General features: G+C 34.2%; 14 protein-coding genes. 8 read left to right on the top strand and 6 right to left on the bottom strand.

All coding sequences use genetic code 11. The annotated features are described in order from the left end of the window. Positions 1 to 296 precede the first annotated feature (296 nt). The 6 genes from OEW74_RS14205 to OEW74_RS14180 are packed head-to-tail and all read left to right on the top strand — an operon-like array spanning position 297 to position 4,766. Positions 297 to 1,514: a TCR/Tet family MFS transporter gene (locus OEW74_RS14205; RefSeq protein WP_416207911.1), complete on the top strand. Its 1,218-nt coding sequence runs from the start codon at positions 297 to 299 to the stop codon at positions 1,512 to 1,514. 60 nt (positions 1,515 to 1,574) lie between these two features. Continuing rightward, positions 1,575 to 1,910: a Sec-independent protein translocase subunit TatA/TatB gene (locus tag OEW74_RS14200; RefSeq protein ID WP_074228196.1), complete on the top strand. Its 336-nt coding sequence runs from the start codon at positions 1,575 to 1,577 to the stop codon at positions 1,908 to 1,910. 3 nt (positions 1,911 to 1,913) lie between these two features. After that, complete coding sequence (locus OEW74_RS14195; RefSeq protein ID WP_265429101.1) at positions 1,914 to 2,480, top strand: phosphatase PAP2 family protein; 567 nt, start codon at positions 1,914 to 1,916, stop codon at positions 2,478 to 2,480. Beyond that, positions 2,477 to 3,292, top strand: coding sequence for a tetratricopeptide repeat protein (locus tag OEW74_RS14190; protein ID WP_265429100.1), 816 nt, complete (start codon positions 2,477 to 2,479; stop codon positions 3,290 to 3,292). Before OEW74_RS14195 ends, OEW74_RS14190 begins: the two co-directional genes overlap by 4 nt. A 17-nt stretch (positions 3,293 to 3,309) precedes the next feature. After that, on the top strand, positions 3,310 to 4,296 hold the full coding sequence (locus OEW74_RS14185) for a hypothetical protein (protein WP_265429099.1): 987 nt from the start codon (positions 3,310 to 3,312) through the stop codon (positions 4,294 to 4,296). A 14-nt stretch (positions 4,297 to 4,310) separates the two neighbouring features. Beyond that, on the top strand, positions 4,311 to 4,766 hold the full coding sequence (locus OEW74_RS14180; RefSeq protein ID WP_265429098.1) for a tRNA (cytidine(34)-2'-O)-methyltransferase: 456 nt from the start codon (positions 4,311 to 4,313) through the stop codon (positions 4,764 to 4,766). A 180-nt stretch (positions 4,767 to 4,946) separates the two neighbouring features. On the opposite strand, the gene OEW74_RS14175 is transcribed toward OEW74_RS14180, so the two are convergent. After that, on the bottom strand, positions 4,947 to 5,420 hold the full coding sequence (locus OEW74_RS14175; protein ID WP_265429097.1) for a 23S rRNA (pseudouridine(1915)-N(3))-methyltransferase RlmH: 474 nt from the start codon (positions 5,418 to 5,420) through the stop codon (positions 4,947 to 4,949). A gap of 31 nt (positions 5,421 to 5,451) precedes the next feature. Between OEW74_RS14175 and OEW74_RS14170 the strand changes: the two genes are divergently transcribed. Further along, positions 5,452 to 6,465, top strand: coding sequence for a YihY/virulence factor BrkB family protein (locus OEW74_RS14170; RefSeq protein WP_265429096.1), 1,014 nt, complete (start codon positions 5,452 to 5,454; stop codon positions 6,463 to 6,465). Then, positions 6,446 to 6,841 (top strand): hypothetical protein, encoded by a 396-nt coding sequence (locus OEW74_RS14165; protein WP_265429095.1) that lies wholly within the window; start codon positions 6,446 to 6,448, stop codon positions 6,839 to 6,841. Before OEW74_RS14170 ends, OEW74_RS14165 begins: the two co-directional genes overlap by 20 nt. Here OEW74_RS14165 and nhaA read toward each other — a convergent pair. The 5 genes from nhaA to OEW74_RS14140 all read right to left on the bottom strand — a co-directional run bounded on the left by nhaA (position 6,828) and on the right by OEW74_RS14140 (position 14,771). Beyond that, the gene (gene nhaA / locus OEW74_RS14160) at positions 6,828 to 8,021 is read right to left on the bottom strand and encodes a Na+/H+ antiporter NhaA (protein WP_265429094.1); all 1,194 of its coding nucleotides are present in this window, start codon (positions 8,019 to 8,021) and stop codon (positions 6,828 to 6,830) included. The two genes, OEW74_RS14165 and nhaA, sit on opposite strands and share 14 nt — an antisense overlap. 10 nt (positions 8,022 to 8,031) lie before the next feature. Next, complete coding sequence (locus OEW74_RS14155) at positions 8,032 to 10,236, bottom strand: RelA/SpoT family protein (RefSeq protein WP_265429093.1); 2,205 nt, start codon at positions 10,234 to 10,236, stop codon at positions 8,032 to 8,034. A gap of 121 nt (positions 10,237 to 10,357) precedes the next feature. After that, complete coding sequence (locus OEW74_RS14150; RefSeq protein ID WP_265429092.1) at positions 10,358 to 10,723, bottom strand: hypothetical protein; 366 nt, start codon at positions 10,721 to 10,723, stop codon at positions 10,358 to 10,360. Positions 10,724 to 10,937: 214 nt separating this feature from the next. Next, the gene (gene acs, locus OEW74_RS14145; protein WP_265429091.1) at positions 10,938 to 12,845 is read right to left on the bottom strand and encodes an acetate--CoA ligase; all 1,908 of its coding nucleotides are present in this window, start codon (positions 12,843 to 12,845) and stop codon (positions 10,938 to 10,940) included. A gap of 33 nt (positions 12,846 to 12,878) precedes the next feature. Beyond that, on the bottom strand, positions 12,879 to 14,771 hold the full coding sequence (locus OEW74_RS14140) for an AMP-binding protein (RefSeq protein ID WP_265429090.1): 1,893 nt from the start codon (positions 14,769 to 14,771) through the stop codon (positions 12,879 to 12,881). Positions 14,772 to 14,878 lie beyond the last annotated feature (107 nt).

Here is a 14,878-nt window from a genome sequence, read left to right as displayed (position 1 = left end):
GGATTGTCCGCTTTTTTGTCATATTAAAAAAATCTTTGTGTGCTTATCTAAGTGAAATCGAAGATTAGACGAAGTCAAACGCCTTTGCGAGCTTAAAAACAGCGAATTGTTTAAAGAAATCTTTGCGCTCATTGCGTTAAAATTTTTATTATGATGGGAAAACGGATATGCATAATTTGATTTTAATTAAAACTAAAACAGCTATTCCATCAACCAAAAACTACCAACTATCAACCAACAACAATTCATTAATTTAACACGAATATTTTTTCCGATTTACCTATTTTTGCACAACAATGGAAAATTCAAAAAAGAAAGCAGCAATGAGTTTTATATTTATCACGTTGCTGATAGATATAACGGGGTGGGGAATCATCATTCCTGTAGTTCCGCAACTGATCAAAGAACTGATTCATGCAGACATCAGTGAAGCTGCAAAATATGGTGGCTGGCTTGGTTTTGCCTACGCTTTCGTTCAGTTTGTTTTTTCACCGGTTGTAGGAAATTTGAGTGACAAATTTGGTCGAAGACCTATTATTTTGATCTCTCTTTTCGGTTTTGCTATTGATTATATTTTGCTTGCTTTGGCTCCAACAATTATTTGGTTGTTTATAGGGAGAATTATTGCAGGAATTACCGGGGCAAGTGTTACTACAGCGAGTGCATATATTGCCGATATTTCTACCGATAAAGACAGAGCCAAAAACTTCGGATTAATTGGTGCTGCATTTGGCTTAGGTTTTATTATTGGTCCTGTTTTAGGAGGTATTTTAGGTCATTATGGAGCCAGAGTTCCATTTTATGCAGCTGCAGGTTTATGTCTTTTAAATTTCCTTTATGGCTACTTTATTCTTCCTGAAAGTTTAGATAAAGATAAAAGACGCGAGTTTAGCTGGAAACGTGCAAATCCTGTTGGTTCATTTAAGTTTTTAGGAAAACATCCTGAAATTTCAGGATTGATCTTTGCTTTAATTTTAATTTACATTGCAGGTCATGCAGTACAAAGTAACTGGAGTTTCTTTACGATGTACGAATTTGACTGGACAGAAAGAATGGTCGGAATTTCGTTAGGAGTCGTTGGTCTTTTGGTAGGTTTGGTTCAGGGAGTTTTAATCCGATGGACAACTCCAAAGCTGGGTGAACAAAAAAGTATTTTTTACGGATTAATATTATACGCAATAGGATTGTTGCTGTTCTCATTCGCATCCGAAGGTTGGATGATGTTTGTCTTTTTAATTCCTTATTGTCTGGGTGGAATTTGTGGTCCGGCTTTACAATCTGTGATTACAAAATCGGTTCCTTCAAACGAACAGGGAGAATTGCAAGGAGCTTTAACGAGTTTAATGAGTGCAACATCCATTATAGGTCCACCTGTAATGACCAATTTATTTTACTTTTTCACTCATGATGAAGCGCCGTTTAAGTTTTCAGGAGCACCTTTCTTTTTAGCATTTATATTGATGTCTGTAAGTGTTGTGATTACTTATTATGCTTTTCAGAAAAATAAATCTTAAAATTTATTTAAAATTAAACATATCATATTTTATATATATAATCTTTTGTAATTTAGCGCCATGGAATTAAGCATTGGAGAAATGGCACTTATTGCCATTGCAATTGTAGTTTTATTTGGTCCGGATAAACTACCTCAGATTGCTCGCGACCTTGGAGCGGGAGTGAGAAAAATGCGTGGCGCAGTAGAAGACATCAAAACTGAGATCATGAAAGAGACAGATAATCCTGTTTCTGAAATAAAACGTGAGATCGAGAAAGTGAAAGATGCTGCCAAAGATTTTAACCCGATGAAGAACATCGAAGAAAATATTTTAAAGGAACAGCCTTCTGCAACCGAATTGCCAAAAGTAAAACCTGCAGATGATGAAACTTACGAAGGACCGGTAAGCCGCTAAAATATGGAAGAAATTATTCAGGAAGATAAAAATCTTTTCCTTTATCTCAACAATTTGGGCGACACTCCGTTTGACCAGTTTTGGATGATGATTTCTGCAACCTGGATCTGGGTTCCGTTGTATGTGATTCTCTGTTATCTTCTTTACAAAAATTTTAAATTAAAATCTCTGCTGTATATTCTCCTTTTCATTGCAATTGGAGTGACTGTTTCAGATCAGGTTTCAGGGATTTTTAAATATGGTGTTGCAAGACTAAGACCTTGTCATGACCCTTCACTTCAAAACGTTATGCGTATTGTAAAATGTGGCGGGCAATATGGTTTTTACTCTGCACACGCTTCAAATACTTTCTTTTTAGCAAGCTATCTAAGTTTTTTATTGAAAGATAAGCTTAAGTGGTTTCCTTATGCTATATTTGTCTGGGCTGCAGTGGTAGCTTACAGCCGCATATATTTAGGAGTACATTTCCCGATAGATATTTTGGTAGGGGCGTTTGTTGGAACTTTATTGGGAGGGCTTTTTGCTATGCTCGCAAAAAAAGTAATCAATAAACAAACTATAAACCCATGAAAAAACATTTACTCGTTCTTAGCGTAGTACTAACGTCTCTTAATTTTTTATCTGCTCAAGATAAAAAAATAGCTGAAGAATGTTTTAAAAAAGCTGATTATCAATGTGCTGAAGAGCAATATTCAAAATTGGTGCTTTCGGAACATATTCAGAAATATCAGTCAGATTATTACGTTAGTTTAGGAACTTCGCAGAGACGATTAGGTAAAACGACTTCGGCTTTTAAATCTTACGAATCTGCTTTAAAATCAAATCCTAAATCTATTGCTGTCTATGAAAATCTGGCTTCCTTACACAATCAAAAAGGAAATCGTACCAAAGCTTTAGAATACGCTAATACAGGAGTAAAACTCGAGCCTGAAAATGCTGAAATTTATTTAATCCGGTCTAAGATTTACAATAATTTAGGTAAAAAAGATTTGGCGATGGCAGATTTAAAACAGATCCTTACTTTTGCACCTGATAATATTTTTGCACGAACTGGTTTAGCCAATCTGAAAAAGAATAATGGAGATCTAGAAGGTGCTCTAAAAGATTATAACTTAATGCTTACCGAGAAACCGGAATCTTTATTATACAATGGAAGAGCAGATATCTATCTGAAAATGAAAAAATCAAAAGAAGCTTTAGCAGACATCAACAAAGCAATTTCTATCGATCCTAAATTTTCGCAATCGTATGTTACAAAAGCAACCATTTTGTTTGAATCTGCAAAAGATAAAGAAGCTTGCTCCAATTTAGATAAAGCCGCTGCATTGGGTCACGAAAAAGCTTTATTGACAGAGTTTGAAAGTAAGTGTGCGAAAAAATAATTTAGCATATTTTACTTATGGAAAACCCTTACAAAGAGCAAATTCAAAAAGAAAATACCGATACATTAGTTTACCAAGTACATGTCGATAGTTTCAGTTATCAAAAAGAATATATTTCCGGTGCAATTGATGAATTGAAAAAAAGGAATTATGATTTTTCAAGAATGACTCAAAACTTATATATTGAGTACGTAGTTAAAGATTTTCCAACCGGATGGAGAAAAACCTTGAGAAAAATGTTTGATGATCTATCGGCTAATGGATGGACCAATGATGTACCGCTCAATTATAAATATTCTTGGGGCGAATTTGTTATTAAAGGTTTTCGTGCCGAGGCAAACGGTAAATGTTTGGATATTTGCAGAAAATATAAAGAGATCTTCCATTTGACCTGTAATAACTGTAGCAGCATAAAGAAAGTAGAGCATTTTAATGATGAATATTTATGTCAAAAATGTATTATTTCATATTTACAAAAAAATAGAATCACAAAGATCAATGCGGCAGGATTCAGATACTACGAGACCTCTTTGAAAAAGTTTATGAACGTAAACTGGCAGGAAATTAAAAAAATAGAGATTGAAGGGGGAGAAGGAGAGTATTGGCTAAATTTATCTAAAATAAAGGATGAAGATATTTTTATTGACGGATATGTTTTTGATCCTACACAGTATTTACCTTTTAATTCATTCAATACCTTGAATTTTTTTAAGATATTGAAAAAAATCCCTTCACAATATTTATCTAGTGAACAGAATGAATTGAGAAACAGAATTTTGAACTTACAAAAATGTTTAGTTTGTACACGAAGATCAGTTTTGGATGACAAATGTATAATATGCAGGAGTAATAATTCATCAATCCTTTTTCCCAGTAATTCGCAATTAAAAAGATTCAAAACGATTGAGGGTGTAATTAAAAATAAAAAAGAATACTTCAGATATTATTTATCATCTTTCACTGAAGTTAGATACAGATATAAAACAGATTCATCATTTAAATAAAAATTAAAAAATTCATGTTAAATATTGTTCTCGTAGAACCAGAGATCCCTAATAATACCGGTAATATCGGAAGATTATGTGTAGGAACCGAAAGCAGATTGCATTTAATACATCCTTTCGGATTTTTGATTGATGATAAAAACCTGAAACGTTCCGGTTTAGATTATTGGGTACACCTTGATGTTACAGAATATGAAAATGTTGACGAATGGATGAAAAATATTCCCGATCTGTCTCGTGTTTTTCTGATGAGTTCACATGCTGAAAAATCTTATCTGGAAACTGATTTTCAGGATGGTGACTGGCTGGTTTTCGGAAAAGAAAGTGTAGGCTTGAGCAAAGAGGTTTTAGACCGTTTTGAAAATCATTTAACGATCCCGATGTCTAAACTGATTCGAAGTTTTAATATCGCAAACTCGGTTGCATTCGTGGTAGGAGAGGCAAAAAGACAGATTGGTTTACAAAAATAAATTGTTTTTTTATTTTCCCGCAGATTTCACAGATTTTCATAGATCGTAAGTGAAATAAAACGTAAAATCTGCGGGAATAATTATTTTAAAGTAAAATATATTTTAACAGTTGCTCAAATAATATAAAAATATATTCTTCTGATGCTACCTATTATCTAATTCCTGCTACCTGTCAATCTTTTAATCGTTGTGATAAGGTTTTCCCTGTAAAATCTGATCAGCTCTGTAAAACTGCTCCACAATAAATAACCGTATCATTTGATGCGTGAATGTCATTTTAGATAATGACATTTTTTCGTTGGCTCTGCTGTAGATTTCATCTGAAAAACCGTAGGCTCCACCAATCAGAATATGAACTTTTTTTACCGAAGAATTCATCCACGAATCTATTTTCTGAGAAAATTCACGGCTTGTAAACTGTTTTCCTTTTTCATCGAGAATAATAACCAGATCATTTTTATCGATTTGATTTAAAAATAATTTGGCTTCTTCTTTTTTGAGAAGATCGGAAGAAAGATTTTTGGCATTTTTTACATCCGGAATTTCTATAATCTCAAAATTCCAGTGTTTTGGAAGCCGGGTAAGGTAATAACCGATTAAAGATGTAATTTCTTTGTCATCTGTTTTCCCAATACAAACTAAACTGATTCGCATTTCTTATATTTGCTAAGCGCAAATATACTTTATGGCTTTAAAAATTCCTAAATTTATCTTGAAATTTCAAGAGTTTCTAGACGATATTCATCTTCCGGTACTCGGAATATCACTTTGGCAGATGTTTCAGATCTACATTTCAGGAATTTTTAAAGGGAAAATTGGCCGAAAAGCAGCAAGTATTTCTTGGAGCTTTACCTTAAGTTTATTCCCTTTTTTACTTTTCTTACTTTCGGTAATTCCATATATGCCGCATTATGATAAGCTTCAGTTTTATATTTTTGAAGTTTTAATGCATAATATTTTCCCATCAAATATCGAAGGTGACGTAAGAAATTATATCGAAGATAATATTATCCCAAACATGAAGGGAATCAGTAATTTAACAATTCTTGTAGCACTTGTTTTTGCCACAAACGGTACTTTCTCTTTAATCAATGGATTCAACGAAAACTCAGAAGAAAAACTGACGGATGTAAAAGAATTTATTCTTTCTTTTTTTATCACAATTGGTTTCGTAAGTATCATATTTTTAGCGCTTTTCGGAGTTTATTATGTGGAAGTTGTACTTAAGCTGTTTACACCGTCTTATGATATCTCCTGGCTTGTGAAAAACCTTTCTAAAATCATTGGTTTTGTGTCGTTTCCGCTCTTTTACTTTATTCTTTTAGCGATGTTTTATTGGTTGGGAACGGTGAAGATTATCAGATTCAGACAGGCAATTCCGGGAGCAATTCTTACGACGGTTCTGTTTGTGATTACCACGTATTTCTTTGCTCTTTATGTTAAAAATATTGCTCGTTATAACGTACTTTACGGTTCCATCGGAAGTATGATTTTATTGATGGTTTGGGTAAATGTAAATGTTTATCTTTTGCTTTTTGGCAACGAACTGAACATGGCATTGAGAAAATTAAGAATAGAAAAATTGCTTTCAGACGAAATAAAAAGAGAGGCGAAAAATTATCATTCTCAAAATTCTGAACCCAATCTAGAAAGTGATGATGAGCACCGAAGACCTTATCATGATAAAAAAGAAAGTTAAGTTGAAGCGTATTTTGGCTGTATTTACAATAATATCTTTTGTGATTTTACAATCTTGCGAAGATGTTGTAGATCAGATTTATGAAAATAAACAAGAACAGAATACTGTTTCACCATATCAAGGAAATTATACAGGAACTTACACCGGAGATGTGAGTAGAAATCTAATCATTAATGTAAGCGAAAAAGGCACAATAGAAATAACAAGAAACACCCTGAATTCGAGCGAAAGCTATCTTACAGGTTTTATCAATGCATCTTTCAATACCACCAACAGAGCGCCATCGGGTTTTATTCTGATAGGTAATCTTAATTCAAAAATGGGAACTTGGGAAATGGGCAGTCTTAAAGGCAACTGGACCGTTAAGAAGAACTGATTTTCCTGTGTTTTTTTACTCTCTTTTTCTTCGCACTGAAATTTAAAATCAAATATCCGGAAACCGCTGCGATAAATGAAGCAATCAGAATCGCAAATTTAGCTTCGTCCTGAAAAGATATTTCGTGTTTAAAAGAAAGCAAGGCAATGAATATCGACATTGTAAATCCTATTCCCGCTAAAAGACCGACACCAATCATCTGATTCCATGAAGAACGTTGTGGAAGTGAACTGATTTTTAGTTTTATCGCAATCAATGAGAAAAGATTAATTCCTATCAGTTTACCCAAAACAAGTCCGCCAATTATTCCTAATCCTAAACTGTTGAATAATCCGTCAACCATACTGCTGTTAAACGCAATATTGGTGTTTGTCAATGCGAAAATCGGCATTATGATAAAGCTTACCGGAAAATGCAGCGAATGTTCAAGTTTTTCTAAAGGTGAGATTTTTGTTTTAGAAACATTTGTTGGAATCGTAAATGCCAGTAAAACTCCTGCAATCGTTGCGTGAATTCCTGAATGATGCAGAAAATACCATAAAAATATTCCCGGAATGATATAGAAAACCAGCTTTGTAACCTTCAGATAATTTAAAAGAAATAAAATTGCAACAATACCGAAAGAAAGCAAAAGATAGATCCAGTGAATTTGTTCGGTATAAAAAATAGCAATTACCAAAATAGCACCCAAATCATCTACAATTGCCAAAGCTGCCAGAAAAATCTTTAGCGAAGCCGGAACTTTTTTTCCCAACATTGAAATGATTGCTAAAGAAAAAGCAATATCAGTCGCCATCGGAATTCCCCATCCGTTGCTGTAATCTGTTCCGAAATTAAATGCCGTGAAAATAACTGCAGGAACCAACATTCCGCCGATTGCAGCAAAAATAGGTAGTGAAGCATTTTTAAAAGATGAAAGCTCACCTTCTACCAATTCTCGTTTGATTTCCAACCCAACCAAGAGAAAGAAAATTGCCATCAAACCATCGTTTATCCAAATACTTATAGGATATTTTAAATGTAAATCTTCAAAACCTAATTGAAAATCTAAAAATTGCTGAAAACCAATTCCTAAGGATGAGTTTGCAATAATTAATGCAAAAACCACACATAAGATGAGTAAAACTCCGGATGATTGATTGCTTTGGAAAAATTTTTTAAAATACTGGGTCAGCATCATTTTTTTTATTTTAAATACGTCTGATTCTTGAAACTCCGTCGATTGCCTTTAATTTTTTGAAGGTTTCTTCAAGCTGACCTTTATGTTTTACTTCTAAATTTATATTTCCTGTGAAAATTCCGTCGTTAGACTCAATCGACATACTCTTCATATCCATTCCCATTGCGCCACTGATTACGGTGGTGATGTCGTTAATCATTCCCATTCTGTCGAGACCTTCAATCTCAATTTTAATACGGTTTTTAAAGCTTTCTTCATTCACCCATTTTGCAGGAATGACGCGATAATCATATTGTGCACGAAGATTAATCGCATTCGGACAATTGTCGCTGTGAACTTTAATTCCGTCTGAAATCGTAATGAAACCAAATATTTTGTCTCCCGGAATTACCGTACAACATTTTGCATAACTGTAATTGAGCTTTTCTTCATCTTTCCCAAAAACAATCATATCGAGATTGATTTCTTTCGGCTCTTCGTAATGCTGGTTTTTATTGGTATTTCTCTTAAATCTCGAAAGTAGATTATTGAAAACGTTTTTACTTTCAATATATTTTCTTAAACTGCTTGCATCCAGTTCGTTAGTCTGGAATTTTAAGAAAAGCTCTTGAGAAGATTTTAGGTTGAAAAACTTCTGAAGTTTATTGATTTCCTCGTCGTTAAAATTAATTTTTGCATGACGAAGTTTTCTCTGTAAAATCTCTTTTCCTTCTTCTACAAATGAGTTTTTCTCAGAATTAAGATAACTTTTAATTTTTGATTTTGCCTTTGAAGTCACTACAAAATCAAGCCAGTCAAATTTTGGTTTTTGATTTTGAGACGAAAGAATATCTACCTGATCGCCGTTTTGAAGAACGTATGAAATAGGTACCAATTTCCCGTTGATTTTTGCTCCTAAACATTTCATTCCCAAATCCGAGTGCACCGAAAAAGCAAAATCTAAAGCCGTTGCATTGGTTGGAAGAATTTTAATTTCACCTTTTGGTGTAAATACAAAAACTTCTTTAGAATATAAATTAAGTTTAATATTATCTAAAAGCTCAGAAGTTGTGAGATTCTGCTGTTGTTCGAGTACATCACGTATTTCGGTAACCCATTTTTCGAAGTTTCGGTCATCGTTGCTTTGTTTGTAACCTTCTTTGTATTTGTAATGGGCAGCAACACCTTTTTCGGCAATATCATCCATTCTTTCGGAACGGATCTGTACTTCAATCCACTTTCGGTCGGGACCTAGAACAGTTAAATGTAAACTTTCGTAACCAGTAGAACGCGGTTGGGTAATCCAGTCACGCATTCTCGATGGATTACTGTGATAAACGTCTGTAACGATAGAATATATTTTCCATGCAAGGAACTTTTCATTCTTTGCATCAGATTTATAAATGATTCGAATTGCGTAATTATCAAAAACCTCTTCAAAAGAAACTCCCTGTTTAAGCATTTTTCTGTAAATAGAAGAGATGGCTTTTGCACGACCTTTTATGCTTACATTTAAACCTTCATCTTTTAATCTTTCAGAAACTTCTTTGGTAAACTCATCGATGTAGCGGATTCGGCTTTCTTTTGCCAATTCCAATTTTTCGGTGATTTCATTATAAACATCGGGATTATTATACTTTAAAGATAAATCTTCAAGCTCAGATTTGATGTTGTACAATCCCAATCTGTGAGCCATTGGTGCATAGATGTAAACCGTTTCAGAAGCAATTTTTTTCTGTTTATCGGGCGCCATACTTTGCAGCGTTCGCATATTGTGAAGTCGATCTGCAATTTTAATCAGGATCACACGGAAATCTTCAGAGAGTGTCAATAGCAATTTTCTGTAGTTTTCAGACTGTACAGAAATATTCTGATGATTCATGATAGAAATCTTCGTCAATCCATTGACAACACCAGCGATTCTTTCTCCAAAAATCTTTTTCAGATCTTCGTAAGTGTATTCAGAATCTTCTATAACATCGTGTAAAAGCGCACAGGCAATTGATGAAGCTCCTAAACCAATTTCTGTTGCAACAATTTTAGCAACAGCAATAGGGTGATAAATGTAGGGTTCACCAGATTTTCTTCTTTGATCTTTGTGAGCATCAAGAGCAATATCAAAAGCCTTTCGGATGAGTTTATTATTTTCTTCATCCAAAGTTCTGTATGTGTTAGAAATCAGGTCTTTATACCTCGCAGAGATTTCTTTATTTTCTTGTTCCAAGTCGTAACTCATCTGTGTAAAAGGCTTTATTTAAACGAAAATACGAAAAATATTATGATTGGTCGATTTATAAAACTAAAAATCCGCAGAAATAAATTCCGCGGATTCGGTTATAAGTTTTTAGTTTTTAATGTTATGCTTTTACTTCAGAATTAATTCCGTCGTGCTGAGCTTTTATTCTCACATCCGGGCTGCTGTGAATTTCAGCTTTGCTACGCGCATCAATCAATCTTTTCAAATTTATATAAGAAGCCTGATCGATGCTCATATTTTCAAATAAATAGGTTTTATGCACATGGTTTTCATCAAAGATATGCCTCACTTTTTCGGTCAAATCTCTGTTTTTTATTTCCACACTCGCCAAGTACTGGGAGTTATGATGATCGTCACTAAGGTACACAATGTACTCGGAATCTAAGAATCCTAAACCTTCAATTTCCTTCTCGAGTTTTTTGTAATCACTGTGCGGTCCAAATAATCCTGCTAAGATGCTTGACATAGTAATATTGTTTTGTATTTGTTATCTAAAGATAGAAATATTTTCAATATGTTTATTAAAAATTTAATAATTTTTACAATATTTTATTTTATCTATAAAAGTTTAGTAAAAATTAAGATTTTATCTATTTTGGAATAAACTGTTTTTAAACCTTTAAGCACAAAAAAACTCTGTAATAAATACAGAGTTCGTTTATTATCAAAAGTTTTTAAATCTAAATTCTTTCATTTTTAATCTCTTCCACAATTTCAGGATTTAATAGTGTAGAAGTATCACCGAAATTACTGAAATCTCCTTCAGCAATTTTTCTTAAAATTCTACGCATAATCTTTCCTGAACGGGTTTTCGGAAGTCCCGAAACAAACTGAATTTTATCTAATTTTGCAATAGGGCCTATTTGATCAGATATCAATTGATTAATTTCTTTTTTCAAGTTTTCTTTCTGACGACCTTCTCCAGATTCTTTTAAAATCACAAAACCATACAAAGCACTTCCTTTAATATCATGTGGGAAACCTACAATGGCAGATTCTGCAACAGCAGGATGTTCATTAATGCTGTCTTCAATTGGTGCAGTTCCTAAATTATGACCAGAAACAATCACCACATCATCTACACGACCTGTAATTCTGTAATAACCAACCTCGTCTCTCAAAGCACCATCTCCCGTAAAATATTTTCCAGGAAATGCAGAGAAATAAGTTTCTTTATATCTTTGGTGATCGCCCCAAATGGTTCTTGCAATTCCCGGCCATGGAAAACGGATGCAAAGATTTCCTGTCACCTGATTTCCTGTAATTTCGTTGCGTTTATCATCCATTAAAACAGGTTGAATTCCAGGCAATGGAAGTGTTGCATACGTTGGTTTTGTGGGTGTTATAAAAGGAAGAGGGGAAATCATAATCCCTCCGGTTTCTGTTTGCCACCAAGTATCTACAATCGGACATTTTTTTCTTCCCACATGATCGTTAAACCAATGCCAAGCTTCGTCATTAATAGGTTCTCCAACAGATCCGATTACTCGTAATGAACTTAAATCATGCTTATCAACCCATTCTGTACTTTCTTTTGCTAAAGAACGAATGGCAGTTGGAGCAGTGTAAAATTGGGTTACTTTATGTTTTTCAATAACATCCCAAAATCTGTCCGGTTCAGGATAGGTTGGAATTCCTTCAAAAATTACGGTTGTTGCACCGTTTAATAATGGTCCGTAAAGAATGTAAGAATGCCCAGTTATCCACCCAATATCTGCAGTACACCAATAAATGTCATTTTCCTGATAATTGAAAACATTTTTGAAAGTGTATGCTGAATATACCATGTAACCTGCGGAAGTGTGAAGCATTCCCTTTGGTTTTCCTGTAGAACCTGAAGTGTACAAAATAAACAAAGGATCTTCCGCATCCATAATTACGGTGACGAAATCGGCAGAAGCTTTTTCATATAAATCATCCATCCAGAAATCTCTGCCTTCCTTCATTTTTACTTCGTTGTGAGTTCTTTTCACCACCAAAGTTTTTTCTACAGTCGGGCATTTTTCTACCGCTTCATCGATAATTGATTTTAAATCTAAAACTTTGCTTCCTCTATAACTTCCGTCTGAAGTAATCAACATTTTTGCGCCACAGTCATTTACTCTTGAAACCACGGCCGAAGCTGAAAATCCTGCAAAAATTACAGAATGAACTGCTCCTAATTTTGCACAAGCCAACATGGTGACTGCCAATTCAGGAATCATGGGAAGATAAATACAGACTCTGTCGCCTTTTTCAATTCCCATTTCGCGAAGAACATTGGCTGTTTTATTAACCCTTGTATATAATTCGTTGTAAGAAATGTGTTGTGCTTCTTCTTTGGGATCATTCGGTTCCCAAATGATAGCAGTTTTTTCTCCTCTTACCGATAAATGTCTGTCGAGGCAGTTTTTGGTGATATTTAATTTAGCATCTTTAAACCAAGTGATCTTTGCTTCATTCATATCATATTTTACCACTTTGCTCCATCTTTGATACCATACAAAATTCTGATCAGCAACTTTATCCCAGAATTTTTTAGGGTTTTTTATTGATTTTTTGTACTCTTCAAAGTAGTGCGGTAAATCTTCTATCACGTAATTTCTCATACTTTCTTTTTTTTAGAAATTATTTATTTTAAATTATTTTTTGTCTTTGTAAGTCTTGAATTTTTCTTGAATTTCATCAATAATTTTTTCATCATCAATCGTCGAAGGAGTCTGAAATTCTTTATTATCAATAATGGTTCTGATGAGTTTTCTTAAAGTTTTTCCGGATCTTGTTTTTGGAAGTCTTTTTACGACCATCACGCTTTTTAAAAAAGCAACGGCGCCTATTTTTTCTCTTACTTTCAGAATAATTTCTTTTTCTACATTTTCTTCCGAAATTTCTGAACCATTTTTCAGAACAACGGTTGCAAAAGGAACTTGTCCACGTAAATCGTCATCAATTCCTACAACTGCGCATTCGGCAACATCTGGATGAGACGAAACAATTTCTTCCATTTCGGAAGTTGAAAGTCGGTGTCCTGCAACATTGATTACATCATCCACTCTTCCGGTAATGAAAATATAACCGTCTTCATCTTTTATTGCGCCGTCTCCTGAAAAATAATATCCTTTGTATTGAGATAAATAGCTTTTTTCAAAACGTTCATAATCATTCCAAACCCCTAAAAGAGCACCCGGAGGAAGTGGGAGTTTGATGACTAAATATCCTTCCTTGTGTTCGTCTAATTCATAACCGTTTTCATCAAAAATTTTAATATCATACCCTGGAATTGGCTTTCCTGCAGCCGCTCTTTTAATTTTATAATCATCATTAAAAGTCATTAAACCCAGCATTGGCGAGCCAGATTCTGTTTGCCACCAATGGTCGATGGCAGGAACTCCGATGTGTTCTGCAAACCAGTCTAAAGTGGCTACATCACACCTTTCACCTGCTAAAAATTGTTTTTTGAAATGGCTTAAATCATATTTTTTAACTAACTCGCCATTCGGGTCTTCTTTTTTAATAGCTCTAATCGCAGTTGGAGCCGTAAACATTGCACAAACTTTATGTTCAGAAATAATCCTCCAAAAAGTTCCTGCATCGGGAGTCATAATCGGCTTTCCTTCAAAAATAATCGTTGTATTTCTGTTGATTAAAGGAGCGTAAACCGTGTAACTGTGACCAACTGCCCAACCAAAATCGGATGCTGCCCAAAAAGTTTCGCCTTCCTCAATTCCATAAATATATTTCATAGAAAATTTTAAAGCAGTAGCATAGCCTCCTGTATCTCTTGTGATTCCTTTTGGTTTTCCAGTCGTTCCGGAAGTGTATAATAAATACAAAGGATGATTGGATTCTACAGAGACAGAATCTGCTGGTTCTGATGTTGAAACCAATTCTTCGTAATCAACAATTCCTTCGAACATTTCATCTTTATTATCAGTCAGCTTTCTATTGAAAACAATGATGTTGTCTACTTTATCCTGCGCTAATTCAATCGCTTTTTCTACTAAAGGCAGATAAGGAATTCTTTTGGCAATTTCGATTCCTGCGGTTGCGGTAATTAAAGCTTTTGGTTTGCAATCGTCAATTCTTACAACCAATTCGTTTGGCGCAAAACCTCCGAAAACGACATTGTGAATCACGCCGATTCTCGCACAAGCCAACATTGCAAAAAGCGTCTGCGGAATCATCGGCATATAAATTACAGCGGTGTCGCCTTTTTTTAAACCTAAAGAAACCAAACCACCGGCTAATTTTGATATTTCTTCTTTTGCCTGATTGAAAGTATATTTTTTCTTTTGATTCGTAACGGGAGAATCGTAAATAATCGCAATTTCTTCCCCAAAACCATCTTCAATATGTTTGTCGATGCACAAGTATGACATATTGAGTTTTCCGTCTTCAAACCATTGCGTGTAGCTGTTTTTATCTTTTGAAATTATCGTTTTGGGGAATTCAAACCACGAAATTTCCTGAGCTTGTTCTTTCCAGAATTGCTCTTTGTTTTCTATGCTTTGTTTAAATAAATCGTCAGTATTCATATTTTCTGTGTTTGTTTTTTTAAACACTAATTACACTAATTTTTTCCACGAATGACACTAAAGAAGTTGTGTTGTTTGTTTAATCCATTGGTGATATTTGTGTTTGA

It is taken from the genome of Chryseobacterium sp. YIM B08800 (assembly GCF_026163565.1).
GTDB lineage: Bacteria > Bacteroidota > Bacteroidia > Flavobacteriales > Weeksellaceae > Chryseobacterium.
The sequence above is the reverse complement of the archived record's forward strand: the minus strand, read 5'-3'. Positions and strand labels throughout refer to the sequence as shown.

What these genes read in the sequence shown, in the direction of transcription:
- OEW74_RS14170 (WP_265429096.1), top strand. Translation starts at nt 5,452, where the DNA reads ATGGCTTTAAAAATTCCTAAATTTATCTTGAAATTTCAAGAGTTTCTA.
- OEW74_RS14185 (WP_265429099.1), top strand. Translation starts at nt 3,310, where the DNA reads ATGGAAAACCCTTACAAAGAGCAAATTCAAAAAGAAAATACCGATACA.
- OEW74_RS14165 (WP_265429095.1), top strand. Translation starts at nt 6,446, where the DNA reads ATGATAAAAAAGAAAGTTAAGTTGAAGCGTATTTTGGCTGTATTTACA.
- acs (WP_265429091.1), bottom strand. Translation starts at nt 12,845, where the DNA reads ATGAGAAATTACGTGATAGAAGATTTACCGCACTACTTTGAAGAGTAC.
- OEW74_RS14195 (WP_265429101.1), top strand. Translation starts at nt 1,914, where the DNA reads ATGGAAGAAATTATTCAGGAAGATAAAAATCTTTTCCTTTATCTCAAC.
- OEW74_RS14205 (WP_416207911.1), top strand. Translation starts at nt 297, where the DNA reads ATGGAAAATTCAAAAAAGAAAGCAGCAATGAGTTTTATATTTATCACG.
- nhaA (WP_265429094.1), bottom strand. Translation starts at nt 8,021, where the DNA reads ATGATGCTGACCCAGTATTTTAAAAAATTTTTCCAAAGCAATCAATCA.
- OEW74_RS14190 (WP_265429100.1), top strand. Translation starts at nt 2,477, where the DNA reads ATGAAAAAACATTTACTCGTTCTTAGCGTAGTACTAACGTCTCTTAAT.
- OEW74_RS14140 (WP_265429090.1), bottom strand. Translation starts at nt 14,771, where the DNA reads ATGAATACTGACGATTTATTTAAACAAAGCATAGAAAACAAAGAGCAA.
- OEW74_RS14175 (WP_265429097.1), bottom strand. Translation starts at nt 5,420, where the DNA reads ATGCGAATCAGTTTAGTTTGTATTGGGAAAACAGATGACAAAGAAATT.
- OEW74_RS14180 (WP_265429098.1), top strand. Translation starts at nt 4,311, where the DNA reads ATGTTAAATATTGTTCTCGTAGAACCAGAGATCCCTAATAATACCGGT.
- OEW74_RS14155 (WP_265429093.1), bottom strand. Translation starts at nt 10,236, where the DNA reads ATGAGTTACGACTTGGAACAAGAAAATAAAGAAATCTCTGCGAGGTAT.
- OEW74_RS14150 (WP_265429092.1), bottom strand. Translation starts at nt 10,723, where the DNA reads ATGTCAAGCATCTTAGCAGGATTATTTGGACCGCACAGTGATTACAAA.
- OEW74_RS14200 (WP_074228196.1), top strand. Translation starts at nt 1,575, where the DNA reads ATGGAATTAAGCATTGGAGAAATGGCACTTATTGCCATTGCAATTGTA.